The following is a 24182-nucleotide window of genomic DNA, read 5'->3' as shown; positions in this document are numbered from 1 at the left end:
TATTGCTTCGTGATTTTTGTATTATTCTGCTTTTTCTTGAACATTGTTAATGCGTTCATCATGGCGCTTTAAGATCATTTCAACAATAGCATTTGCAACGTTAACATTCTTAAGAAGTGGACCATGTGAATATGAACCGATGAAGTTTCGATAGCGTAAACCTTCACACTTATCTTGAGGATTATTGCCATATCCCTCAATCATCTCGCCTAAGGGATGCAATTTATCAGTATTGTCAAAATAAGTTTGACCTGAATGATTTTCAAAGGCAGTGACTTCTCCCCATTCAGTTCGATACTTAGTATCACCAATCATACGCTTATCAGCTTTGAAGACAGTATGGAGTGGTAAAATTCCAAGTCCCTTAATAGTTACACCAGAGTTAGTCTTGTAGTAGCTTCCCATCAATTGGTAGCCACCGCAAATACAAAGCATTGGATTACCATCGTTAACGTACTTGTCTAAAGTTACTTTATGGCGTGGTAAGTCTTTAGCAACAACAGTCTGTTCAAAGTCTTGACCACCACCGAAAAAGACAAAGTCATAATCAAAAGCATCAAATTTATCCCCAAGTGAAATATTATCAACTTGAGTATCATAACCTTGCTTTTTTAATAAAAAACTTAAAATCTTAACGTCTCCAGAATCTCCATAGGTGTTCATTAAATCTTCGTATAAATATGCAATTTTAACTAGCTTTTCGTTCATTTTTATATCCCTTGATTTCTATAATTAACTCTTTTTATTGTACATTAAAGATAGTAACTTGGGCAAAGAAAAGAATGGTTTGAATAATTATTAAAAGAATGTTTTAATTATTTTTTGAAATTATAGAAAAGAAGTAGATAACATCGATATATACGGAAATACTTATAAAAAGTTACGCAAAAAACATGGTTTAACCTTAAGCCAAGCTTCGAGCAGAATCGTTGATGCAGCCACCTTATCACGTTGGGAAAATGGCAAAGGTGACATGTATTTTGGTAATGTAATTGAGCTTTTGAAGAAAATAAATATGTATCCTGACGAATTCATTATAATTGCTAAAAAAAGTAATAATGAAAAGGATGCAATATTTGAGAAATTAAAGAAACTATATTTAGAAAAAGATAGTGTAGGGCTGTATGAATTAGCTCAAACTCAGCTAAAAAATTATAATAATACTACAGAAGAACTTGATTTGTTTTTAGTAGCAACGATTTGTTGCATGTATAAAGATTTGACTAATAAAAGCATTCTTTCTAATAAGTTGAAAGCAGAATTATATTCGATTTTTGATAATGTTCAAAGTTGGAATGAATACTATAGCAGAGCATTTGGAAATGTAGTAGAAGTTATAGATAATGAGAGAATTTTTCAATATATGAAAAGTATAGTTATTGCTATAGATGAAATTTCAAATGTGGATATAAAAAGAAAAAATTGCATGATTATAGCTTTACTTAATGCTTATACAAAACTTATTAAGAAAAATATAGTTTTAGCTAAAAAAGCAAAAATACTATTAGAGAATTTAGAGATTCCGCGATACTTAATGTATGCAAAAGTGAAATTGTCTTTCCTAAATGATCTACTTAATTATCAATTAGGGGATAATTTTGCAATTCAAGAAATGGAAAAAGTTACTTCGCTGCTGGGCGAAGTAGGATATTCTGAATATGCAAATGAGCTAGCACTATTATTTAAAGATGTAGCACAAAAGAAAAGAAGCCCGAAATAATTCGCGCTTCTTTTTGTTAATGGATAAACGTTGAAATTAGGTGGGTTACAACATTTAGGTTCAAAACATCATATGCTGAAGTTAGTGCAATTGTTGTAAAAACTGCAAAGACCTTCTTTTTCATTTAGATAGTCCTTTCGAGTAATAAGCAATAATTCCAATGAGTACAAAATTAATTATTGCAAAAGTAGAAACTATCGAATTCCATGCAATTATTGCAGAGATGATTCCAATAATTAATAAACTTAAACTTGTGCGTAGTTTGGTTTTGCAGAAGTTTAATATTGGCAAAGCTAGTAATAATATTGCTACTAGTCCTAAAAACACATAACGGATTAAGTCAACATTACTATGTATTCCAGAACCTAATGAAAATAATACATTAACTGAAATAATTCCAAATACAACAATATCTAACATTAAAACTATAAATTTCAAGATTTTGATTGACATATTTTTTTCTCAATAATTTTTAAAATTAAAATTAACCCCAGTACAATAAAGTTATAATTCAATAATCCTGGCCCCCAGCCAATTGGTAAACCTAATCCTACTGCAGTTAAAACAACTAATGTAAGAAGTATAACAATTACCTTATTAAATTTTTGCTTTTTAAAAGTAAAAATTAACTCAAAAATTAGTACTAATATAGCAATTACATGACCTATTATGGGAATGATAAAATCTTTAATTCCCATGATATTTGCGGAATTAATATAGTCAGATAGATTTATCGCTGTAATTGAAGTAATGAAGATTAATAAAAATATAGTGATTGTTTGAAATAGATATTTAATTATTTTCATTTTGGGTATTATTTTTCAAATAATAAATGCAAATTAAAGACGATAGTACATTGTATGCAAGAAAATAAGTATAAATTACTGCTATAGAAGGAAATTGAAGCCAAAAAGTTATTGTAATAAGCATAATTAAAATATTTATTATCAAGCAGCCTAGTGATAACTTTCTAAATAGAATTAAAATAGCAGAAATAAATAAACAGAAAATATATAATCCAAATAAATAATCATTTTTGGAAAAATTTGCGGTATTACTTTGAATAAAAATAGACAAAGTAATAAATGATAGAATTAATCCGATTATAGCTAGGATAGTTCTGAATAATTTTTGCATGATTAATATCTCGTTATTTTATGAATATATGATACTTTGTAAGCAGGCATAAATTGGTTCATAAGATTATGCGGTCTTAATAAAATAGGTGTTGGTGGCATGAATACCGTAGAAGGATCTTCTTGATAATATGCATAATATACATATTTTGAACAATAACTTGGTGATTTAGTATATAAGTCTTGTGCTTGTGCAACCAAAGAATAAGTAGGATTACCAGTTTTATACATATATCTGTACGCATAAGTAGAAGCATGGTCAGAAATTATAGGATGATCCTTCATTCTGTAAACACTAACATATTTTCCAGATCCATTTGCATAAGTAGTAAAGAAATCTTTTTTAGATATATGGCGAGCATTATTCTTGGCAGATCTACGTCCATTTAGAGTTCCAGGCATTTCTAAAATATAATTTGCAGATGTTGCAATAGCTGCATGCCCAACATATTTACCCATTGAGTCTGATCCGTAACAAATTAAAATATCTCCTGCTTTCATACTATATCCGCTATGAGCTGCAATAAGACTTGGAAATAATGCAGAATATTTTCCATTATCTGATTCATCATTGGCTCTTACGGTAGTTGGATGATCTCCTGGTTGAAGTCTTGGAACTTCGTAATTATCATCAGCAATATATTGAGCAAATGATACAGTAGGATTATCTTTAGAATATTCAAGATAAGCTGGAAATACTGATTTTTTACAAAGTTCAATAAAGTTGGATTTACTCATATTTTCATCATTTAAGATTCCTTTTGAGCGTCCTGCTTCATAAGCTTTAATAAATTCATCTGTTTCATTATCCGATTTTTGACTAATTGTATCATTGTTGACTGAAGCAGCGGATACTTGACTGGAAAAACTTAATGCCAAAGTTATGCTGGCAACTAAAGTAATAAGTGTATTTGTAGTTTTCACAAAATTCTCCTCACAATTATTAAAGTGAATCCACTAATATTCCCCTAGGTTAATTGCATCATATTCCAAAAAATAATTCACTTCAAACTAAATTAAAGAAATCTTGCACCTCTGCAAAAAAGTCAAAACAAAAAACCAATTCGCAATGAATTGGTTAATTGGTATCATTCTTAGTTTCTCCCATTAGTATCAGTGTGGTAGCTAATCCTACAAAGACGCAACAGAAACCAAAGAAATATTCAGCGAAAGAATCTATGTTAAATTGATAATAAATCATTGAAATCATCAATAATCCAATAAAAACTGTTAATAAACTTGAAATATATAGACCACGAATTTCTTTTTTTCTTTTGACAACATCATTCTTAATCAATTTAAAAAATGGTCTGTTTCTATTACTAGTGTAGAGCCATCTACTTCCCATAATAATAAAGACAACTATTAATGCCCATAACATAGCACCAAAGATTGGATTCATAGTGATGCGCCTCTTTTCATCCATATTCTCAATTACTTATTCACTCTCACTATGGACCCAAATGTCTTTAATATCAAACAAAATGAACCAAAAACTGCTTCCTTTTTTGGAAGCAGTTATTTTTATTCTTTAGTTTCTTTTTGTGCGGCCATATGGTTAATTGGTCCCCATTTAGAACCGACTTCAATCGGATGAGAAATTGCATCATAAGTGAAGTCTTTAGCAATTTTTACACTATTTAAAATAGAATTACCTTTAGCAAGTTCAGCCGCAATTACTGCTGAAAGAGTATCGCCAGTTCCGTTTACGCGGTCAGTTTTAAAGTAAGGTTTAGTAAAAGTATGGAACTTTCCATCTTCAGTTAATAATAAATCCGTTACTTCTGTTTGATTATCTAAGTCATGTCGTCCTTTCATTAAGACATTTTTAGCACCCATATCTTGTAGTAGACGGGCACCCTTTTTTATTTCATCAATAGTATTTAACTCAAGGCCAGTAAGTTTTCTTTGTTCATAGAAGTTAGGTGTAATTACATCTGCTAATGGAACAAGTCGTTTAATGAAAGTATTATAAGAGTCATCATCCATCAAAGTATTACCGTGCTTAGTTGAAATTACTGGATCAATGACAATTTTACCGAAGTCATATTTTTCTAAGTTGTCAGCAACGCAATTCATAATTTTAGAATCAGCAACCATTCCAGTTTTAGCGGCATTAATATTAAAATCTTCTGCTAAAACATCAAATTGCTTTTGAATAAAGTTAACTGGCATTACTTCTTGAGCGTAAATTCCAGTGGTGTTCCCTGCAACAGCTGCAGTAAGTAATCCCATTCCATAAACATTTCTTGCATAAAAAGAGTGAAGATCGGCTGGCATCCCTGCACTACCATCACTATCATTCCCTGCAATTGTTACTGCAATTGGTTCTTGCTCCATAATTACCCTCCGTTTTTAATTTCTACTATCTATATAAGAGTAGTATAACTAATAATAGTAGAAAAAACAGTGAAAAGACTTTTTTTATATGATAAATTCTATTAAACTTAATTAGAAAACGTTTTCTTGGAGGGATTATTTTGTCAGAAAAATACATAATGGCTATTGATGAAGGAACCACTTCAACCAGAGCTATGATTATTGATCATAAAGGAAAGAAAGTTACATCGGCTCAAAAAGAATTTCCGCAATACTTTCCTCAACCTGGTTGGGTTGAACATAAAGCAGAAGAAATATGGACAGCAGTTCAAACAACTATTGCGACTTGTTTTATTGAGTCGGGAATTCGTCCAGATCAAATAGAAGCTATTGGTATTACGAATCAACGAGAAACAACAGTAATTTGGGATAAAAAAACAGGAAAGCCAATTTATGATGCGGTAGTTTGGCAATCTCGACAAACTACTGATTTAGCAGAAAAATTAAAACGTGATGGTTATAGTGAAATAATTCGTAAAAAAACTGGTTTAATTATTGATCCATATTTTAGTGCAACAAAAATTCGTTGGATATTAGATCATGTTGAAGGAGCACAAGAGCGTGCTGAAAAAGGTGAGTTAGTTTTTGGTACGATTGATACTTGGCTTCTTTGGAAATTAACTGATGGTCAAGTTCATGTGACTGATTATAGTAATGCATCTAGAACGATGTTATTCAATATTCATAGTCTTGATTGGGATGAAGATATTTTAAAGATTTTTAATATTCCTCGCTCACTTTTACCAGAAGTAAAGTCTAACTCTGAAATTTATGGTTACACTAAGCCTTATACTTTTTTTGGTGGAGAAGTACCAATTGCTGCAATGGCAGGTGATCAGCAGGCTGCACTTTTTGGTCAACTTGCATTAAAGCCAGGTATGGTTAAGAATACTTACGGAACTGGTTCATTTATTGTTATGAATACAGGAGAAAAACCAACAGAATCAAATAATAATTTATTAACTACAATTGCTTATGGGATTAATGGCAAGATTACTTACGCATTAGAAGGATCAGTTTTTGTCGCAGGAAGTGCAATCCAATGGTTGCGTGATTCAATGAAAATGATTAAGTCAGCTCCGGATTCTGAAAAAGCAGCTTTAAAATCAAAATCTAAAAATGAAGTTTATGTTGTTCCTGCTTTTACTGGACTGGGAGCCCCATATTGGGATTCAGAAGCAAGAGGAGCTATCTTTGGTGTTACACGTGGAACAACTAATAATGATTTAATTAAAGCTACTTTGCAATCTCTTGCTTATCAAACTCGAGATGTAGTTGATACTATGCAAAATGATTCAGGTATTACAATTCCTACTTTGCGTGTTGATGGTGGTGCTTCAAACAATAATTATTTGATGCAATTTCAGTCAGATATTTTAAATACAAAGATTGAACGTGCAAAAGTATTAGAAACAACTGGCATGGGAGTAGCTTTTTTAGCAGGACTTGCAGTTAAGTACTGGAAAGATATTGATGAATTAAAGAGTATTTTTATCGTAGGACAGACTTTTAATCCTGAGATGGATATTCAAACAAGAAAAGATCTTTATAGTGGTTGGAAAAAAGCAGTAAAAGCAACTAGAGTTTTTGCACATAGTGAATAGTATATAAATCCGGATTTTAAGATATATTTATTAATAGTTAAAATGGTATAATATCTGTGTATGTTAACGGTTTCAAAAAGAAGGTGGAAAATAAGATGGCACATGATAGAATTGTTGCTTTAGATGGTCCGTTAAATTTTCGTGATTTAGGTGGGTATAAGAATAAAAATGGTCAAACTGTAAAATGGAACAAAATTTATCGCTCGGATTCTCTTAGTTCACTATCATTTGATGATAAAATCAAACTCACAAGAATGAAAGTGACAGTTGATTGTGATTTGAGATCAAAATATGAGCAAATTTCTGCACCAGATGTTCTTTGGCCCAATGTTAAATATATTGATGCCCATATTTATTCAGAAGATCCGCGAGAAAATAAGGGTGACAGTAAGTTGTTCCGTTTCATTCATCATATTCCGAATGTAGATAATTACATTGGACAAATTTATCAAAGAGTTTTACTGAATTCTCATAGTCAAGAAGAATTTAGTAAAATTTTTGCATATTTATTAGAATTACCAGAAGATGAGGCACTTGTTTTTCACTGTAGTGCCGGTAAAGATAGAACAGGAATGACAGCAGCACTTATTTTAACTTTATTTGGTGTAGATGATGAAACTATTGCTCGTGATTATTTATTAACAAATCAATTATATGATTTTGCAGTTTCTAAACAATTACCTTCAAATGATGAAATTTCAAAAATGGTTGCCAAAATGAATATTACCAAAGGTGAAGGAACAGCGATTATTGGTATTACTGAAACAATTCGTCGTGGATGGGGAAGCCCCGATAACTTTTTTAAAAAAGAGCTTGGCTTTACCCAAAGTGATATTGATAAATTGCGAGAAATGTATTTAGTTTAAGAGGTAAATATATGGTAACTTTATCTGATGTTGCTAAAGAGGCTAACGTTTCTAAAATGACTGTTTCAAGGGTCATTAATCATCCGGAACAAGTTACAGAAGAATTGCGAGCATTAGTAGAGGCTGCAATGACTAAACTTGATTATCATCCAAATACCATTGCACAAGCATTGGTTAATCATCGCAGTAATGTAGTAAAGTTTGTTACCTTAGAAGACATTGATACTACAGAACCTTATTATATGAATTTACTGTTTGGATTTGCTAGAGGCTTGACTAAAAAGCACTATGCTTTTCAATTAGTAACAAATTGCGATGAAATTGAAATAGGGCGTGCAGATGGTTACTTAATTACTGGGGCCAGAACAAAGGATTATGAATTGTTTGATCAATTGAAGAAACCATTTGTCTTATTCGGTGAAAATCACCGTGGTTTTGATTTTGTTGATACGGATAATCAAGCAGGAACGCGCATGGCTACAGAATATGCTCTTTCTCGACTTTATAAATATATTATTTTTATTGGGATTGATGTTAAAGAGGCTTTTGAATATTCACGTGAAGCTGGTTATATTAATACATTGCAAAAAAATAAATTAATACCGAAAATTTATCGAATTTCAAATCATAGCCATTCAGCTCAAAGTTTAATTAAGGAGCATTTTTCTGAATTAAAAAAAGATACTTGTTTTGTTTGTGCATCTGATAGAATTGCAACTGGAGTAGTTCGGCAACTGCAAGATATGAATGCACGAGTTCCGGAAGATTTTGGTGTAATTGGATATGATGGGGTATTTTTGGATCAAGTATCTAATCCTAAATTAACTACAATTCGTCAATCAATTTTTAAAATGGGTGAATTGTTAGCAGATATGCTTCTTCAAAAAATTGACCAATCAGGTTCGCCTCAAGGAGAAATTTTAATAGATCCTACGTTAATTAGAAGAGGATCAACACGATAGAGACAATACTTTAAAAGTTTTGTCTCTTTTTTGATAACGGTAACATAAATAAAAATCTTGAAAACGGTTTCTGAATTCGGGTAGACTGAATTTGGAGGAAAAAATTATGAAGCATTGGTATGATCACGCAATTATTTATCAAATTTACCCTAAATCATTTCAAGATTCTAATAATGATGGAATTGGTGACTTAAATGGAATTAGGCAAAGAATCCCATATTTAAAAAAATTAGGTATTAATGCAGTATGGCTTAACCCAGTTTTCGTTTCTCCACAAGTTGATAACGGATATGATGTTTCAAATTATTTTGCAATTGATTCTCATATGGGAACTATGCAAGACATGGAGAACTTGATTCATGATCTTCATCAGGCTGGAATACATGTGATTATGGATTTTGTACTTAACCATACTTCTGATCAGCATCCATGGTTTCAAGATGCAATTAAAGATCCTAATAGTATTTATCGTGATTATTATATTTTTGCCGGACATAATAACCAACGACCAAATAATTGGGGGAGTTTTTTTGGTGGAAGTGTATGGGAAGCTGATCCAGCAAAAACTGGTCAATTTTACTTTCACTTGTTTGATAAACGTATGCCAGATTTAAATTGGCAAAATCCAGAAGTACGCCATGCAATGCTAGAAGTTGCGGAATATTGGCTAAAAAAAGGGATTGATGGTTTAAGGCTGGATGCATTTATCCATATTGCCAAAGCAGACTTAAGACAAAGTTATCCAACTAAAAATAATAGTTCAGAACCAGTAGTTGCAGAACCATTTTTTGCTAATTTGCCTCAAGTACAAGAATGGCTTAGACCATTTTGTGAAAAAATTAAACAAGATTATCCAAATTGTTTATTACTAGGTGAAGCAGCTAGTGCAAGTGTAAACTTAGCAGTAGATTATACCACTAAGCGAAATCACTTGATGGATAGTGTAATTACATTTAGATATTTTACTGAAAAAGATGATGGCATTAATAAAGATTTTCCAGCAAATTATCAACCTAAACAGCTAGACATGACTGCATTTAAGCAGAATCAAGCCGTTTGGCAGCAGACTTTAGCTGAAATTTCAAACCCAGTATTATATTGGGGAAATCATGATATGGCGCGCTTGAGAACAAGAGTTGCTAAAAATAATGTTGAAGCAGAAAGTTTAGCGTTATTGATGTATTTGCAACGCGGGATTCCAATTATTTATTATGGTGAAGAGTTGGGATTGCAGAATTTAAAATTTAACAAGGTTGAGCAGTTTAAGGATGAAACTGTAAAAGACTTTGTTCAAGCGGCTGAAGATGCTGGTTTAACTTATAAGCAAGCTATTGATATGGTAAGCAAAACACATAAATTACCTGCTCGTGGTCCAATGCCTTGGAATAATGAAACTAATTATGGCTTTAGTAGCGTAACTCCATGGCTTAATGGTGAGAAGCATGATAAAGCATGTGTAGCTGAAGAAGAAAATAATTTAGATAGTGTGTTGAATTTTTATAAGAAATTGATTGCTCTAAAAAAGGAAGCTCTCTTTCAAGATGGTAACTATTATATGCTGGCTACAGATGAAAATAGTTATGTTTATAAGCGTAAACTAGCTAATGAAGAAGCTATTGTAGCTGTTTCCTTAAGTTCAGAAAAAGTACAAATAACTCTACCAAGTAATTTTAATAAAGAGCTGTTAAAGGCTGGTCAATATCATTTAAATGATGGAAAGCTAACACTAATGCCTTATGCAGGAGTTGTATTGAAAAAATAAAGATAAGGAGAAATCTATGCAATTAGCAGCATTAAAACATAGAACTGAAAGTGAAGATTGTTTTGCTTTAGATAATAAACATGTTCGTGTTCGTGTGCATACTGGTAAAGATGATGTAGGACAGGTTTTTGCATATTATACTGATAATTATATGCCTACTGAATCAGTTAAAAAAATTGAACTTAAAAAAATTGGCAGTGGACAAGTTAGTGACTATTGGGCAGCAACTTTAAAAGCACCATATCACCGCTTAAAATATACTTTTGAAATTGTTGGTAAAGACGGCACAAAAGTTATTTTAGGAGATCGTGGGATTAGCGAATTTTCAAAGAAAAATCTTAACGAAGATGGATCATACTTTAAGAGACCATATTTGCATGAAATTGATATGACTAAAACACCAGATTGGGTCAAGCAGACTGTTTGGTATCAGATTTTTCCAGAGAGATTTGCTAATGGAGATAAAAGTAATGACCCTAAAAATGTAAAACCATGGAATCCTCAAGATCACCCAGGTCGAGATGATTTTTATGGTGGAGACTTACAAGGGATAATTGATCACTTGGATTATTTACAAGAATTGGGCGTAACCGGCTTATATATGTGTCCGATTTTTAAAGCGCCATCCAATCATAAATATGATACTATTGATTATTTTGATATTGATCCTGATTTTGGAGATAAAGAGTTATTTAATAAATTAGTAAATGAAGCTCATAAACGTGGAATGAAAATTATGCTGGATGCAGTTTTCAATCATTTAGGTGACAAGTCAATGCAATGGCAAGATGTTGTCAAAAATGGTGAGAAGTCACGTTTCAAAGATTGGTTTCATATTAATTATTTTCCTGTTGAGCCTTATAAGAATCCATCAAAAGGAGAAGGTGAGGCTCCATATGATACATTTGCTTTTGAAAAGCATATGCCAAAATTAAATACTGCAAATCCCGAAGTTCAAGAATACTTGCTAGAAATCGCGACTTACTGGGTTAAATATTTTGACATTGATGCTTGGCGTTTAGATGTAGCGAATGAAGTAGATCATCATTTTTGGAGAAAGTTTCATGATGAACTTGTAAAGATTAAGCCTGATTTTTATATTGTTGGTGAAATTTGGCATTCTGCACGTCCATGGCTTAATGGGGATGAATTTTCCGGTATTATGAATTATGCTTACACTTTACAAATTGAAGATCATTTCTTTAAAAAGAAAACAAGTGCTAATAACTTAGTAGAGCATTTAACAGATCAATTGATGATGTATCGTGATATGACAAACCAAGTAATGATGAATATGCTTGACAGTCACGATACTGCCAGAATTTTGACAGTTGCTAAAGATGACCAAGAATTAGCTCTGCAAGCTTTAACTTTTATGTTTTTGCAACTGGGTAGTCCATGTATTTATTATGGAACAGAAATGGGAATGAACGGTGGAAATGATCCAGATTGCCGTAAGCCAATGGATTGGAGCAAAAAAGATAAAGATACTTGGAAGAGAGTTCATAATCTTATTAAGTATCGTTTAGATAATAGTGAAACTTTAAGTAAGGGTCAGATTTTATTGTCTGTAACAAAAGATGGACTTATTAAAGTTAAACGTACTGGTAATCAAGAAATTGTTGCATATTTTAATACAACTAATAAAGATATAAAGATAACAGTCAATGATAATATTAGCCAAGGATATAAAAATGGCATCCTTAGTCCTAAAGGCTTTGTAGTTTATAACAGTGAAATTTAGAATAAATAACAAAGAGCAGAGTATGTCTAGTCTAAAATGCTTAACTAAATGGCGTTAGATGTACTGTGCTCTTTTACTATTTTGTTAATTCTGATACCGGTAACAATGAAAAAGCTATTGTAAAGCGTTTTCAAAACATTCATAATGAAAGCGTAAACAAAAAGTGAAAGTCTTGATTTATCCAGAAACTAAATAAGTTTTTGAAAATAGATAAAGATAGAAAGTAGGGGGGAGAATATGGTTGAAGTTGATTTAAACCATATCTATAAAAAATATCCGGGAAATGATTACTATTCTGTAAATGACTTTGATTTACATATTAAAGATAAGGAATTTATCGTTTTCGTTGGACCATCTGGTTGTGGTAAGTCAACTACCTTAAGAATGGTAGCCGGACTTGAGGATATTAGCAAGGGTACATTAGAAATCGACCACAAAGTAATGAACGATGTAGCTCCAAAAGACCGTCACATTGCGATGGTATTCCAAAACTATGCCTTGTATCCTCATATGTCAATTTATGACAATATGGCATTTAGCTTGAAGTTGCGTCACTATTCAAAAGATGAAATTGAAAAGCGTGTCCAACATGCTGCCGATATTTTGGGATTGAAACAATACCTTGATAAAAAACCAGGAGAATTATCTGGTGGTCAACGTCAGCGTGTAGCCTTAGGACGTGCAATTGTCCGTGATGCTCCGATATTTTTAATGGATGAACCACTTTCGAACCTTGATGCAAAATTACGTGTATCAATGCGTGCTAATATTGCTAAGCTTCACCAACGCCTTGGCACAACTACTATTTATGTAACTCACGATCAAACAGAAGCTATGACTTTGGCTGATAGAGTTGTAGTTATGTCAGTTGGAAAAGTAGAGCAGATTGGCACTCCTCTTGAGGTTTACAACCATCCAGTAAATCAATTTGTAGCTGGATTTATTGGCTCTCCTCAAATGAACTTCTTCAATGTTCATTATAAAAATCAGCGTATTACTGATGGTAAGGGACTTGATATTGAAATCCCTGAAGGAAAAGCTAAGCTTCTTGAAGAAAAAGGCTATGCAGATAAAGATATTGTCTTTGGAATTCGTCCAGAAGATATTCACGCTGAAGAAGCCTTTTTGGAAACTTGGCCAAATGCTGTAGTTGAATCAGAAGTTGTTGTTTCAGAACTTTTAGGTGCAACTATTCAGTTATATCAAAAAGTCGATGGTACCGAATTTGTCGCTATTGTTAATGCTCGTGATTATCATGAACCAGGCGACAAAGTAAGAATGGGCTTTGATGTTAATAAGGCACACTTCTTTGATAAAGATACTACTAAGGCAATTGTTAACTAACTTGTGCTGAAAACGCAGTATAAGAATTTTAAATTGATAGCAATCCGCAGCTAATTCTGCAGTTGTTAAAAAATGTTTTTAATTTTAGACGGAGGAAACGTTATGAAATTTTGGAAAAAGATGGCTTTAGGAAGTGCAGCAGTACTTGCTAGTGTAAGCTTAGCTGCTTGTTCTAATTCAAATAATTCATCATCTTCAAATGATGATAGCAATAAAAAAGCTAATTTGACTTTATGGGTAGATACTCAACAAGTTCCATATTACAAGCAAATTACCAAGGACTTTACTAAGAAGAATAAAAATATTAAAGTTCGTGTTGTTCAAAGTCCAAATGGTTCAGCTAATGCAAAAACTGATGTTGGTAAAGATCCAACCAAAGCTGCGGATGTATTTGAAGTTCCAAATGATCAATTAGGTCAAATGGCAGAAGCTGGTTATATTAATCCACTTTCACCATCTGCAACCAAAGATATCAAAGCTAATTATGTAAGTGTAGCTTCAAAGGGTGTAACGTGGAAGAATAAAATTTATGCATATCCATATGCCCAACAAGCTCAAACAATCTACTACAATAAGAGTAAACTTTCCGCAAATGATGTTAAATCATGGAAGACTATGACTTCAAAAGGTGTAGTAGCTACTGATTTTACAAATGCTTATGTAATGTGGCCAGTAATGTTTTCAGCTGGAACCAAGTTATTTGGTGATAATGGACAAGATCTTAAGGGTTCAACTTTCAATTCACAAGATGGTGTTAATGGTTTGAAGTGGTATGCAGCTCAAAAGAATAACAAAGGTGTAATGCAAACTTCAAATGCTTTAAACCAATTAAAGAAGGGAAATGCTCAAGCTATCTTAGATGGTCCATGGAATGCAGCTAACATTAAGAAGATCTTGGGTAATAACTTTGCTGTAGCGAAATATCCAACTATTGAAGTTGGCGGTAAAACTAAGCAAATGGAAGCATTTCTTGGTATTGAAGGTTTTGCTGTAAACTCACACACTAAGAATGCTAAAGCTGCTTCAGATTTAGCTGCTTACATTACTAATAAGAAAGCACAATTAATTGCTCATGATAAAGCTGGTCAAATTCCAGTATTAAAGGCTGCTGTAAATTCAAGTGCTGTTAAGCAAGATCCAGTTGCAGATGCTGTAATTGAAATGGCTAAACCTGGTAACTCTGTCCTTCAACCAATGCTTCCACAAATGGCTGCATTCTGGAATGGTTCAGCTCCACTTATCAGTGGTGCTTACGATGGCAAGATTAAGCCAAGTCAATATAAACCACAACTTGCAAAATTAGAAAAAGCAATTGAGAAGAAGTAATAATTTTTAAACATTTGGCTGGCTATTACAGTCAGCCTTTTGTTTAGAGGGGGAGAAATTATGTTTAGAAGGAAAAGGCATGTAGCTCCTGAAGCATCTTATAAGGAAGTTTGGTCTAAAGGAGACCTTGCTACAAAGCTTTCGTTTTTCATAATGGGATCAAATGCGTTAGCAAATAGGCAATGGGCAAAAGGTTTTTCATTGTTAATTTCAGAAATTGTTTTTCTTATTTGGTTCTTCTTTAGTGGAATTTCCGCTTTAAGTTTGCTTGCTACACTAGGTACTAATAAAACTAAGAAAGTTGTCTATGATGCTGCTCAAGGTGTTTATGTTACGCAACAACCATCAAACTCTGTTTTGATTTTGTTATTTGGTGTACTTGCAATTATTCTTTGTATTGCAATTATTTACTTATACGTTGTTAACTTACGTTCTACACGTCATAATTTTATTTTGAAACAAAATGGAGAACATATTCCAACTAATATCCAGGAAATCAAGAGTTTGTTTGATTCACGTCTTCATGCGACTTTAATGGTTATTCCACTTCTAGGAATCTTGTTCTTTACCGTTTTGCCAACTGTCTTTATGATTTCGATGGCATTTACTAATTATGATAGAGAACACCCAATTGCATTTTCATGGACTGGTTTTCAAGCTTTTGGAAATGTTTTAAGTGGTGACTTAGCCGGTACCTTCTTCCCAGTTCTTGGTTGGACTTTAATTTGGGCAGTGGCTGCAACTGCAACTACTTTCTTCTTCGGAGTTTTGCTTGCATTATTAATTGAGTCAAAAGGAATTAAGCATAAAGGATTTTGGAGAACAGTTTTTGTAATTGTTTGGGCTGTTCCACAATTCGTATCACTTTTAATGATGGCACAATTTTTAGATTATCAAGGTGCGCTTAACAATATCTTGATGAATATTGGAATGATTTCTCATCCTATTCACTTTATAGATAATCAAGCTTCACCATTAGTGGCACGAATTACAGTTATCGTTGTTAACATGTGGATTGGTATTCCTGTTTCAATGCTTGTTTCAACAGCTATTATTCAAAACTTACCCCAAGATCAAATTGAAGCTGCCAAAATTGATGGTGCAAACGCAGTACAAATTTTTCGTTCAATTACTTTCCCTCAAATTCTCTTTGTAATGGCCCCATCTCTTATTCAACAATTTATTGGAAATATCAATAACTTTAACGTTATCTTCCTTTTAACAGGAGGTGCTCCAATGAATAGTAAATATAACGGAGCTGGCTCAACTGACCTTTTGGTAACGTGGCTATATAATTTAACTTTTGGTCAAGAGCAACGTTATAATGCTTCAGCTGTATTGGGTATCTTAATCTTTATTATTAGTGCAGTAGTATCGCTAATTGCATATCGTCATACTAATGCTTATAAGGAGGGCTAATAATTATGAAGTCTTATAAAAACCAGAGACGGCTCTCATTAATTTTTCGTTATATTCTTTTAATTGTGTTAGCAATTATTTGGGTATTGCCAATTGTGTGGATTGTCTTGGCAAGTTTTTCATATAATGATACTGGATTTGTTTCAACTTTTTGGCCAGATAAGTTTACATTGCAGAATTATATTGGTATCTTTACTAATTCACAGTATCCATTTGTAAACTGGATTCTCAATACATTGCTTGTTTCAATCGCTTCAATGATTGTTTCGACATTTTTGACGATTTCAGTAGCTTATGTATTATCACGTCTGCGCTTTAAGTTTAGAAAACCATTCTTGCAAATTGCATTAGTTCTTGGAATGTTCCCAGGCTTTATGTCAATGATTGCTCTTTACTACATTTTAAAAGGACTTAACATGTTGAATCTTTTTGGATTGTTCCTTGTTTATGTTGGCGGTGCCGGACTTGGATTTTATGTTGCTAAAGGATTCTTTGATACAATTCCAAGAGCAATAGATGAAGCTGCAGAAATTGACGGTGCTACTAAATGGCAAGTATTTGTACATATTGGTTTACCACTTTCAAAACCAATGATTGTTTATACTGCTTTAACTGCCTTTATTGCTCCATGGACAGACTTCATTTTCTCAGGTATTATTCTCTCCACTTCAGGAAATGCTAAGAATTATACAATTGCTTATGGATTATACAACATGGTTCACACAGCAAAAGGTAACGCAACTGCCTACTTTGCACAATTTGTTGCAGGATGTGTTATTATTGCTATCCCAATTACAATCTTGTTTATCTTCATGCAAAAATTCTATGTAAATGGTATTACTGCAGGAGCTGACAAGGGTTAAATAAGTATAAATAAAATAAAAGAGTTTCTTATTTTTTTAAGAAACTCTTTTATTTGTAACTATTTTTTCTACTTAGTGTTATTATAAAAGTGAGGACTGGGAGAGTAGCAAAAGGAAGCAATGAATATGAGTAAATTTCAAATTGTACAAGGTGACATTACTAAAATGAAAGCTGACGCAATTGTCAATGCGGCTAATAATTCTCTTCTTGGTGGTGCTGGAGTGGATGGAGCAATTCACAAAGCCGCTGGTCCTAAACTTATTGAAGAATGTATGACTTTAAATGGTTGTCGTAGCGGGGATGCAAAAATTACTAAGGGCTATAGATTACCAGCAAAATATATTATTCATACAGTTGGTCCAGTTTATGCAGGTAGAGAAATTGATAGTAAAGTTTTAAAGTCTTGTTATATTAATTCGTTGAATTTAGCTAGAGAAAAAGATTTACATAGTATTATTTTTCCAGCAATTTCCACAGGAGCTTATGGCTATCCTGCTAAAGATGCTACTAAAATCGCCTTTGACACAGTGAACAGCTGGCTTAAAGATAATGGTGATTATGATATAGATGTAACAATGTGTGCTTATGATAATAAAATGTATAATTTATTTGAAGAAGTTGCATAAAAAACATTTTTGAGTAAAATATTATAGCAATGCGAAATGCATTGCTATTTTTATATACTTTTATAATACGAGAAGGATGAATATGAAAATTGGAGAAGCGTTAAAAGAAGAGAGAGAAGCACTAGGATTATCAAAATACAAATTTTCTGAAGGTATTATTGATAGAAAATTTTATGGAAAAGTTGAAGAAGAAAATAGAAATATTGGATCAGAAGCATTAATTAAATTATTAATTACTCATGAAATTGATATTGATAATTTTTTTAATAAAGTAAAAATTACGTATTCTTCTAGAAAAAGTGTAGAAAAAAGTAACTTAAATTTTGAAATTGAAGAAGCAATAAAAACTAAAAATATTTCTAACTTGTATAAATGTGCAGATAGGATCTGTGAACTAGAAGGTGAAACTTCATATTGGCTTAGAATACAAGTATTTATATTTTACTTAGAAAAAAAGCAAAAAAATCCTAGTAAGACATTACTTTTAAAAATAAAAAATGAGCTTGGGAAACATGATAATATTGTCGATAACAGTGAAGCGATTAAATTATTTAGTAATTCTTTGCCCATTATTCCTTTGGAACAAGTTGAATATTATATAAAAATCATTATAAATAAACTTAAAAAGAAAAACCTGAGTAGTTTTGAACAAGAAAGATTTGCACAAGTATTTAGCAATTATCTAAGAACATGTGTAGAAAGAAAGATAAACTCGGATAATATTGAGTTTGCATTTAATTATTTAAATAGTATTACTGATAAGCATTTATTAATTTATCGTTTATATGGATTATATGATTATAATCTACTCACAAAAAATTTTAAAAAAAGCGAAAGAATTCGTAAAATGCTTGATGAATGTGGATATAATAACTAGGCTTGTGGTCAATAGACCCCAGATTAACGTTATTCGATTGACTGTATGTTAACTTGTAAATGTAGAATTTTAGATTTAAAAGGAGTGATTAAGAATGCATTGGTGGCAATTACCAGTCATTTCTCAATTTATTAATTAATTATAATGTGTTTCGTGAGAAAACATTATGTCAAACAAGTTACATAATGGTAGGCTCTGTTCTTTTAGCAACTATAGGATTTATATGTAAATAAATCAGTGGCTAAGCAGAGACATTGGCTGATATACTAGCTAACTATAATTGTAAGCATAAGAAAAGTAAAATTTATTAATATATAAATTGGGCACTTCAAGATTCATTAGGTATTTAGCATGATTAGTATTTTCATATTTATAGCTGTTACAGCGATTGTTATTACACTAGCCATAAATGTGTATCAAATTATAAATAAAAAAGTGATTTTTAAAGTTTATAATCCATACAGAAAACTTGTAATAGTTACATTGCTGAGTTTACCATGGATATTTCTATTCTTCCCGTTTACGACAGATTGGAGTACGCATTGGTCACTTGTCATTATAAGAGTACCATTTACTGTTATTTGGTTTGGTTTAACAATAATTGGATTATATTTAGACATTCAAATACAAAAGAGATTGAAAAAATAAAACCATTTCCAAAAGATTATTTCCTAGGAAATGATTTTTCATTATCTATTTGAATAAGAAATGCTGTGGGTGAAAATTAAAATGAAGTTTATGAGTAAAGTAACAATAAAAATAAAAGGATAGAAAATTACAATTTTCTATCCTTTTAAATTGAACTAAGAGGAAAAGCTATGATTTCAGTAAAAGAGATGACCTTAAAGACTCGAGAAAAGATTTTAGATAATTTTAGCTATACTTTTGAAAAGAAGAAATTTTATCATATAGTTGCTGAAAATGGTGCAGGTAAGACAAGTTTTTTACGTGCATTAACCAGTTTAATCTCATATGATGGCCAAGTAACAATTGATGATGAATCTTTCGCAGAAAAGAAAAATAGAGTATTTTTCTTTGAGTCAAATGAGTGGCTAAATCCTAATTTAACAGCTAAAGATTATCTACAACTAATTAAATTTCAATGGAATTCATCGCTTTCTATTAAGAAGGAAGCCCATTTGTGGGGAATAGACAAATATTGGAATGTTCCAATAAAAAAATATTCTTTAGGAATGAAACAAAAACTTATTATTGCAATGTATTTTTTGAGTGATGCTGATTATTTTTTAATGGATGAAATAACCAATGGATTAGATCAATCAAGTCGGCAAAAATTTTACGATCAATTAAAACAAAAACTGCAATACAAATGTATTATTTATACTTCTCATTATGCTGATAAAATTGAAGTTACTCCACTAATTAGATTGAATTTAGAAAATCTAACAATGAAGGAACAAAAAATTGATGAATTATCTTAAATTTCAAATAAAAAAAGTAACAAAAAATAACTTAATAATTATTACTATAGGATTGTTAATCGTATTAAGTTTTGTAGTACTAATTTTAAATAAAAACGCTGCTACTCAAATGTCCTTAGAAAGTGAAGCCTATGGAAATCAAGCGTTACAACAGAAGAATATTAAAGAAAGTAAAGCTGATTTAAAAAATTTTCCTAAAAATAGTGAGCGTTATAAAGTTGCTCAAGAAGATTTAGCTAGCAATGAGACAGAGCTTGAAAAAACTAATACATTAATTAAAGAGTTAAAAAATAAAAATTGGGAAAAAGTTTATAGAATTAAATATAATAACTTATTAAAGGCAGATAAATATACTTTTCAGGATAAAAGTGCTACACAAACTGAAAAATTTTACTTGAATAAAAATTTGGCTTTATTTGCCTATTTAAAAAAACATCCTTTACAATATCAAACAGATCCGCCTAGTGAAGGCTATATGTTTTTAACTAATTTAAATCAGCTATATTTACCTATAATATTTAGTGTAATTGCAGTTTTTATGCTTACGCAATTATATACTTCAAGTTATAAAAATAAAGTTGATATTGAATCCTTAATTCCTTTAAAAAGTAATAAGAAAATTTTATATAATTCTTTGTCTGGGGCCATGATAGTAGGTTTTATCTATATATTAGTTAATTTATTAGTATTCATAGGTTCAAGTATATTATTTGGAACTGGTAGTATTGATTATCCTTTTTATATTTATACTAGTGAATCAGCGGGCTACTATACTCCAGTAAGGAATATATTTATCCCTTCAATAATATTAAGTTTTTTAAGTATTTGCTTTATAGTGGTAATAATGCAATTAATTTCTAAATTATTAAAAGATCAATTACCAACTTTATTCATAGGAATAGTATTACTAGTTGGTTTTAATATGGCTACTGCATTTATAGTACCTATAAAAAATATTGCTCCTTATTTACCAACTACTTACTTAAATAGTATAAAGACAGTATCTGGAGAATTAGCCTTTCAAATTGGTAATTTTAATGTAAATTACACGAATGGAGTAATCAGTCTTATTGCTGGAATAGCAATAGCTAGTGCTTTACTACAATTATTAAGTTTAAAAAATAAATAATATAAAACTACAAAAATCGTTAATAGTCTTGGTTCCATAAGCCTAGATATATTAACGATTTTATTTTTTGTTTTTATTTAAATTTAGTTGAAATAGTTTTTCTGCAGATTCTGTTGTTTATTTATTTGAATAAGAAATGCCGTGGGCGAAAATTAAAATTAATATGAAGTTAATGAGTAAAGTAAGTCCCGTAATCCAAAATACAGTTGCATAATTTGAAAAACCTGAAATAGCTGACCCCATCAGAGATCCCATAACAGACCCAACAGCTTGGAATGACTGATTATAAGAAAAAATACGTCCAAAACTTTCACTTGGTGTATTTAAAGTTAGCACAGTTTGTGCAGCTGGAAGCATCCCTGCACTGGCAATTCCAAGTAAAAATCTAAGTCCAGCCAACACCCATGGTGAATTAGTTATTGCCATTGGAACAAATAGAATAAATCCAACGACAAGCCCAATACGGAGAACTTTAAGTGGTCCTACTTCGTCCATTTTATGCCCAATCTTTGATGCTGCAATTAATGTTCCAAGACCAGGAGTAGCTGCAACAATACCAGCAACTAATGCAACATCTCTACTATTAGGCATCATGGACTTTACGTATAATGAAACAATTGGATCAATTGACATAGTAGAAGATTGAACAAGCATAGTAGTTATGAACATAATTATGATAAGTTTTACACTTGGTAAGCTTTTCATAATTTCGCCCATCGGTTTCATCTTTTCACGAGAAATAGGAGTAAAGTCTTCATGGACAAAAAATGTAGTTCCTAGAAATACTAAGAACATTAAGACACCTGTAATGAAAAATGGAATTCTGTAACCCCAAGCTCCACCAAACATATTACCAAAGAAACTTGAAAGGGCACCCCCAAGAAGCGGTCCAACTAAGTTGCCGGCAGTTCCAGCAGTCATCATTTGACTCATTACCCATCCACTGCGTTCGTGGGGAGTTTCACCAGCCATTAATGCTGTCGCATTATTAATATATCCGGAAAAAGACCCCTGAATAAAACGCATAACAACAATATATACTGCATTCGGTGCAAATCCAGTTAAGGTAATAGTTAAAGCCATTACACCACTTGCACGCATACACATAAGTTTTCGCCCTTTTCTGTCAGCTAAGCTTCCCCAATAAGGTGAAACGATAGCTTGAGCAATAAAAGTCATGGCAAAAGCCAATCCTGAATAAAGGTTGATTTGTAATTTAGAATAATTACCTAAATCAGAGATAAATAATGAAATGAAGGGCATTGTCATTGAGTATCCCATTCCAGTAATAAAGCAGCCTAGCCATAAAGTATAAAAAGCCGTATGCCATCCAGCTGGTAATTTTGACTTTGTTTGAGTCACAGTTTCATCTTCTTTTCTAAAATCTTGCTTTATTTATTGTATCACAACTAAAAATTACTAAATTTCACTTAATTGTTAACCTATTGCAAATAAACTATGCTAGCATATTTTCTTAGAAGGGAGTGCTAGCTTATGGCACATATGTCGCGTCGCGAATATAGAATGAAAAACGCAAAAAATTCGCAAGGAACAAATAGTTCCAAAGCTAATTTTGCTAAAAATAAAAGTGTTAATAGGGAAGAATTTAGAAATAGTCGTCAAAAAACTCAGATGAGCTCTGCTAATATTGCACAAAATATTACAAGTCGAGAAGATAAGCGTCATACTTTAAATTTTTGGGATATTTTTGCTGATCGCCCATATGTTGCGGTAGCAGTTTTAGTAGTGGCAATTATTTTGATTATGATAAAACTCTGGTGGGGACTTTTAATTCTAGCTGGAATAGTTATCATAGGAATCAGTGTGATAGGTAATAGCCATCATCCTAATCAAGTTTTGAGTTTAGAATTTAAAATAAGGGCTTCAAGAAAGTTAAGTATGCTTCGGGCAATTCAATTTGGAGGCTCAATCTTGATGTTTTTAGCAACTTATATGAAGCAGGTTGTATCAGTTGATTTTTCTTCAGCTGGTTCAACTGATAGCTTTCAAGTGATTACTGGACTTTTATCTAATCGTGGTGGGTCTTATGGTCAACAAGGGACGTACTTTTTAAATCTGCTCAATACTTTTACAGGAGGACAGCTCTGGAGTTCATATCGGTATGCAACTAATAGCGCGCAGATGATGAGTTCACCTTCTGGGCGTTGGATTATCATGTGGATTTTGCTTTTAATGATTGCACCAGCATTTTGTGTACTTTCGCAATTTTTTAAAGAGCCATATTCACGCAATTCTGCACTTATTGCTTCTATCATTTCTGCTATTTCTTTCGTCTTAACACCATTTTTAATGCGTCATTGGGTTATAGCTTATGCTATGGAAAATAATATGGGACAACAAGCTGCAAATAGTGCCGTTAAAATAGGTGGAATGGCTTATGTAGCAATTACATGTTCATTCGTTGTTTTAGCGATTTCTGCTTATCGTTTTGTTAAAAAAGATAATTTTGAATAAAAAAATACAGCCTGATCAACTTGATCAAGCTGTATTTTTTTATTACTGGGAATTAATCTAAATTGTATTAATACCAGTGGTGGCTAAGCCAAAATCTCTTAGCATTTACCCATGAACCATAACGACCATAAACGTAATTATCAGCAGCTCTTTCTTGGTTCTTCTTTGAGTAGTCACCGTGTAAGTAACCAATATTTAATTGGTAACGACCGTAACAAACACCATTTCTTGCAGTATAGCTACCGCCACTTTCACGCATTGCAATCCAATGCTTAGCTGCTTTTTCAGCTTTTGACATTTTCTTTTTCTTAGTAGCAGCTTGAACAGTAGTTGAATTATTAGCATTAATAGTTTGAACTGCTACAACTGCAGTAAAGACTAAAGCGATAGCTACGATTAATTTAACAAAATTAGATTTAAAATTTCTCATTATTTTATTTCATTCCCCGTAAATTAACTGTTTCTTAATGACTATGCTTATATATTACATGGTGAATATGACAATAA

At 31.9% G+C, this 24182-nt stretch carries 23 protein-coding genes; 16 read left to right on the top strand and 7 right to left on the bottom strand.

Going from position 1 to position 24182, the window contains the following annotated elements; genetic code table 11:
* Nucleotides 1-21: 21 nt before the first annotated feature.
* Nucleotides 22-708: a type 1 glutamine amidotransferase gene (locus tag ACTHPI_RS01255; protein ID WP_445352366.1), complete on the bottom strand. Its 687-nt coding sequence runs from the start codon at nt 706-708 to the stop codon at nt 22-24.
* 142 nt (nt 709-850) lie between these two features.
* Between ACTHPI_RS01255 and ACTHPI_RS01250 the strand changes: the two genes are divergently transcribed.
* On the top strand, nt 851-1720 hold the full coding sequence (locus ACTHPI_RS01250; protein WP_445352496.1) for an Rgg family transcriptional regulator: 870 nt from the start codon (nt 851-853) through the stop codon (nt 1718-1720).
* Nucleotides 1721-1880: 160 nt separating this feature from the next.
* Nucleotides 1881-2051 (top strand): hypothetical protein, encoded by a 171-nt coding sequence (locus ACTHPI_RS01245; RefSeq protein ID WP_445352365.1) that lies wholly within the window; start codon nt 1881-1883, stop codon nt 2049-2051.
* A 103-nt stretch (nt 2052-2154) separates the two neighbouring features.
* On the opposite strand, the gene ACTHPI_RS01240 is transcribed toward ACTHPI_RS01245, so the two are convergent.
* From ACTHPI_RS01240 to thiD, 4 genes are all read right to left on the bottom strand, one after another.
* On the bottom strand, nt 2155-2526 hold the full coding sequence (locus ACTHPI_RS01240; RefSeq protein ID WP_445352364.1) for a hypothetical protein: 372 nt from the start codon (nt 2524-2526) through the stop codon (nt 2155-2157).
* Nucleotides 2527-2859: 333 nt separating this feature from the next.
* Complete coding sequence (locus ACTHPI_RS01235; protein WP_445352363.1) at nt 2860-3780, bottom strand: hypothetical protein; 921 nt, start codon at nt 3778-3780, stop codon at nt 2860-2862.
* A 154-nt stretch (nt 3781-3934) separates the two neighbouring features.
* Complete coding sequence (locus tag ACTHPI_RS01230; RefSeq protein ID WP_445352362.1) at nt 3935-4282, bottom strand: hypothetical protein; 348 nt, start codon at nt 4280-4282, stop codon at nt 3935-3937.
* 98 nt (nt 4283-4380) lie between these two features.
* Nucleotides 4381-5196, bottom strand: a complete 816-nt coding sequence (thiD, locus tag ACTHPI_RS01225; protein ID WP_445352361.1) for a bifunctional hydroxymethylpyrimidine kinase/phosphomethylpyrimidine kinase — start codon at nt 5194-5196, stop codon at nt 4381-4383.
* A gap of 140 nt (nt 5197-5336) precedes the next feature.
* Between thiD and glpK the strand changes: the two genes are divergently transcribed.
* The 13 genes from glpK (at nt 5337) to ACTHPI_RS01160 (ending at nt 21200) form a co-directional block, all read left to right on the top strand.
* Complete coding sequence (gene glpK, locus ACTHPI_RS01220) at nt 5337-6839, top strand: glycerol kinase GlpK (protein ID WP_445352360.1); 1503 nt, start codon at nt 5337-5339, stop codon at nt 6837-6839.
* Nucleotides 6840-6934: 95 nt separating this feature from the next.
* Nucleotides 6935-7705 (top strand): tyrosine-protein phosphatase, encoded by a 771-nt coding sequence (locus ACTHPI_RS01215; RefSeq protein ID WP_445352359.1) that lies wholly within the window; start codon nt 6935-6937, stop codon nt 7703-7705.
* 11 nt (nt 7706-7716) lie between these two features.
* Nucleotides 7717-8667 carry a LacI family DNA-binding transcriptional regulator gene (locus ACTHPI_RS01210; protein ID WP_445352358.1) on the top strand — a complete coding sequence of 317 codons (951 nt, stop codon included), beginning with the start codon at nt 7717-7719 and terminating at the stop codon, nt 8665-8667.
* 106 nt (nt 8668-8773) lie between these two features.
* Entirely contained in the window at nt 8774-10429 is a 1656-nt protein-coding gene (locus ACTHPI_RS01205) for an alpha-glucosidase (RefSeq protein WP_445352357.1), read from the top strand.
* 16 nt (nt 10430-10445) lie between these two features.
* Nucleotides 10446-12173, top strand: a complete 1728-nt coding sequence (locus ACTHPI_RS01200) for a glycoside hydrolase family 13 protein (protein WP_445352356.1) — start codon at nt 10446-10448, stop codon at nt 12171-12173.
* A 237-nt stretch (nt 12174-12410) separates the two neighbouring features.
* Entirely contained in the window at nt 12411-13517 is a 1107-nt protein-coding gene (locus ACTHPI_RS01195; RefSeq protein WP_445352355.1) for an ABC transporter ATP-binding protein, read from the top strand.
* Nucleotides 13518-13619: 102 nt separating this feature from the next.
* Nucleotides 13620-14843: an extracellular solute-binding protein gene (locus ACTHPI_RS01190; RefSeq protein WP_445352354.1), complete on the top strand. Its 1224-nt coding sequence runs from the start codon at nt 13620-13622 to the stop codon at nt 14841-14843.
* Nucleotides 14844-14903: 60 nt separating this feature from the next.
* Complete coding sequence (locus tag ACTHPI_RS01185) at nt 14904-16262, top strand: carbohydrate ABC transporter permease (RefSeq protein WP_445352353.1); 1359 nt, start codon at nt 14904-14906, stop codon at nt 16260-16262.
* A 5-nt stretch (nt 16263-16267) separates the two neighbouring features.
* Complete coding sequence (locus ACTHPI_RS01180) at nt 16268-17125, top strand: sugar ABC transporter permease (protein WP_445352352.1); 858 nt, start codon at nt 16268-16270, stop codon at nt 17123-17125.
* A 126-nt stretch (nt 17126-17251) separates the two neighbouring features.
* Complete coding sequence (locus tag ACTHPI_RS01175) at nt 17252-17752, top strand: O-acetyl-ADP-ribose deacetylase (protein WP_445352351.1); 501 nt, start codon at nt 17252-17254, stop codon at nt 17750-17752.
* Nucleotides 17753-17834: 82 nt separating this feature from the next.
* Nucleotides 17835-18629 carry a helix-turn-helix domain-containing protein gene (locus ACTHPI_RS01170; protein ID WP_445352350.1) on the top strand — a complete coding sequence of 265 codons (795 nt, stop codon included), beginning with the start codon at nt 17835-17837 and terminating at the stop codon, nt 18627-18629.
* 818 nt (nt 18630-19447) lie between these two features.
* The gene (locus ACTHPI_RS01165; RefSeq protein ID WP_445352349.1) at nt 19448-20071 is read left to right on the top strand and encodes an ATP-binding cassette domain-containing protein; all 624 of its coding nucleotides are present in this window, start codon (nt 19448-19450) and stop codon (nt 20069-20071) included.
* Entirely contained in the window at nt 20058-21200 is a 1143-nt protein-coding gene (locus ACTHPI_RS01160; protein WP_445352348.1) for a hypothetical protein, read from the top strand. The genes ACTHPI_RS01165 and ACTHPI_RS01160 overlap by 14 nt, the downstream gene beginning before the upstream one ends.
* Before the next feature lie 117 nt (nt 21201-21317).
* Here ACTHPI_RS01160 and ACTHPI_RS01155 read toward each other — a convergent pair whose 3' ends face one another.
* Nucleotides 21318-22562: an MFS transporter gene (locus ACTHPI_RS01155; RefSeq protein ID WP_445352347.1), complete on the bottom strand. Its 1245-nt coding sequence runs from the start codon at nt 22560-22562 to the stop codon at nt 21318-21320.
* A gap of 132 nt (nt 22563-22694) precedes the next feature.
* Between ACTHPI_RS01155 and ACTHPI_RS01150 the strand changes: the two genes are divergently transcribed.
* Nucleotides 22695-23675, top strand: coding sequence for a cytochrome C5 (locus tag ACTHPI_RS01150; protein WP_445352346.1), 981 nt, complete (start codon nt 22695-22697; stop codon nt 23673-23675).
* A gap of 67 nt (nt 23676-23742) precedes the next feature.
* Here ACTHPI_RS01150 and ACTHPI_RS01145 read toward each other — a convergent pair whose 3' ends face one another.
* Nucleotides 23743-24105, bottom strand: coding sequence for an aggregation promoting factor surface protein (locus ACTHPI_RS01145; protein WP_445352345.1), 363 nt, complete (start codon nt 24103-24105; stop codon nt 23743-23745).
* Between the last annotated feature and the right edge of the window lie 77 nt (nt 24106-24182).

It is taken from the genome of Lactobacillus sp. PSON (genome assembly GCF_052615405.1).
This window is presented reverse-complemented; position numbering and strand designations above follow the sequence as displayed.

What these genes read in the sequence shown, in the direction of transcription:
- ACTHPI_RS01255 (WP_445352366.1), bottom strand. Translation starts at nt 708, where the DNA reads ATGAACGAAAAGCTAGTTAAAATTGCATATTTATACGAAGATTTAATG.
- ACTHPI_RS01245 (WP_445352365.1), top strand. Translation starts at nt 1,881, where the DNA reads ATGAGTACAAAATTAATTATTGCAAAAGTAGAAACTATCGAATTCCAT.
- ACTHPI_RS01240 (WP_445352364.1), bottom strand. Translation starts at nt 2,526, where the DNA reads ATGAAAATAATTAAATATCTATTTCAAACAATCACTATATTTTTATTA.
- ACTHPI_RS01230 (WP_445352362.1), bottom strand. Translation starts at nt 4,282, where the DNA reads ATGGATGAAAAGAGGCGCATCACTATGAATCCAATCTTTGGTGCTATG.
- thiD (WP_445352361.1), bottom strand. Translation starts at nt 5,196, where the DNA reads ATGGAGCAAGAACCAATTGCAGTAACAATTGCAGGGAATGATAGTGAT.
- ACTHPI_RS01215 (WP_445352359.1), top strand. Translation starts at nt 6,935, where the DNA reads ATGGCACATGATAGAATTGTTGCTTTAGATGGTCCGTTAAATTTTCGT.
- ACTHPI_RS01210 (WP_445352358.1), top strand. Translation starts at nt 7,717, where the DNA reads ATGGTAACTTTATCTGATGTTGCTAAAGAGGCTAACGTTTCTAAAATG.
- ACTHPI_RS01205 (WP_445352357.1), top strand. Translation starts at nt 8,774, where the DNA reads ATGAAGCATTGGTATGATCACGCAATTATTTATCAAATTTACCCTAAA.
- ACTHPI_RS01200 (WP_445352356.1), top strand. Translation starts at nt 10,446, where the DNA reads ATGCAATTAGCAGCATTAAAACATAGAACTGAAAGTGAAGATTGTTTT.
- ACTHPI_RS01195 (WP_445352355.1), top strand. Translation starts at nt 12,411, where the DNA reads ATGGTTGAAGTTGATTTAAACCATATCTATAAAAAATATCCGGGAAAT.
- ACTHPI_RS01190 (WP_445352354.1), top strand. Translation starts at nt 13,620, where the DNA reads ATGAAATTTTGGAAAAAGATGGCTTTAGGAAGTGCAGCAGTACTTGCT.
- ACTHPI_RS01185 (WP_445352353.1), top strand. Translation starts at nt 14,904, where the DNA reads ATGTTTAGAAGGAAAAGGCATGTAGCTCCTGAAGCATCTTATAAGGAA.
- ACTHPI_RS01180 (WP_445352352.1), top strand. Translation starts at nt 16,268, where the DNA reads ATGAAGTCTTATAAAAACCAGAGACGGCTCTCATTAATTTTTCGTTAT.
- ACTHPI_RS01175 (WP_445352351.1), top strand. Translation starts at nt 17,252, where the DNA reads ATGAGTAAATTTCAAATTGTACAAGGTGACATTACTAAAATGAAAGCT.
- ACTHPI_RS01170 (WP_445352350.1), top strand. Translation starts at nt 17,835, where the DNA reads ATGAAAATTGGAGAAGCGTTAAAAGAAGAGAGAGAAGCACTAGGATTA.
- ACTHPI_RS01165 (WP_445352349.1), top strand. Translation starts at nt 19,448, where the DNA reads ATGATTTCAGTAAAAGAGATGACCTTAAAGACTCGAGAAAAGATTTTA.
- ACTHPI_RS01160 (WP_445352348.1), top strand. Translation starts at nt 20,058, where the DNA reads ATGAATTATCTTAAATTTCAAATAAAAAAAGTAACAAAAAATAACTTA.
- ACTHPI_RS01150 (WP_445352346.1), top strand. Translation starts at nt 22,695, where the DNA reads ATGGCACATATGTCGCGTCGCGAATATAGAATGAAAAACGCAAAAAAT.
- ACTHPI_RS01145 (WP_445352345.1), bottom strand. Translation starts at nt 24,105, where the DNA reads ATGAGAAATTTTAAATCTAATTTTGTTAAATTAATCGTAGCTATCGCT.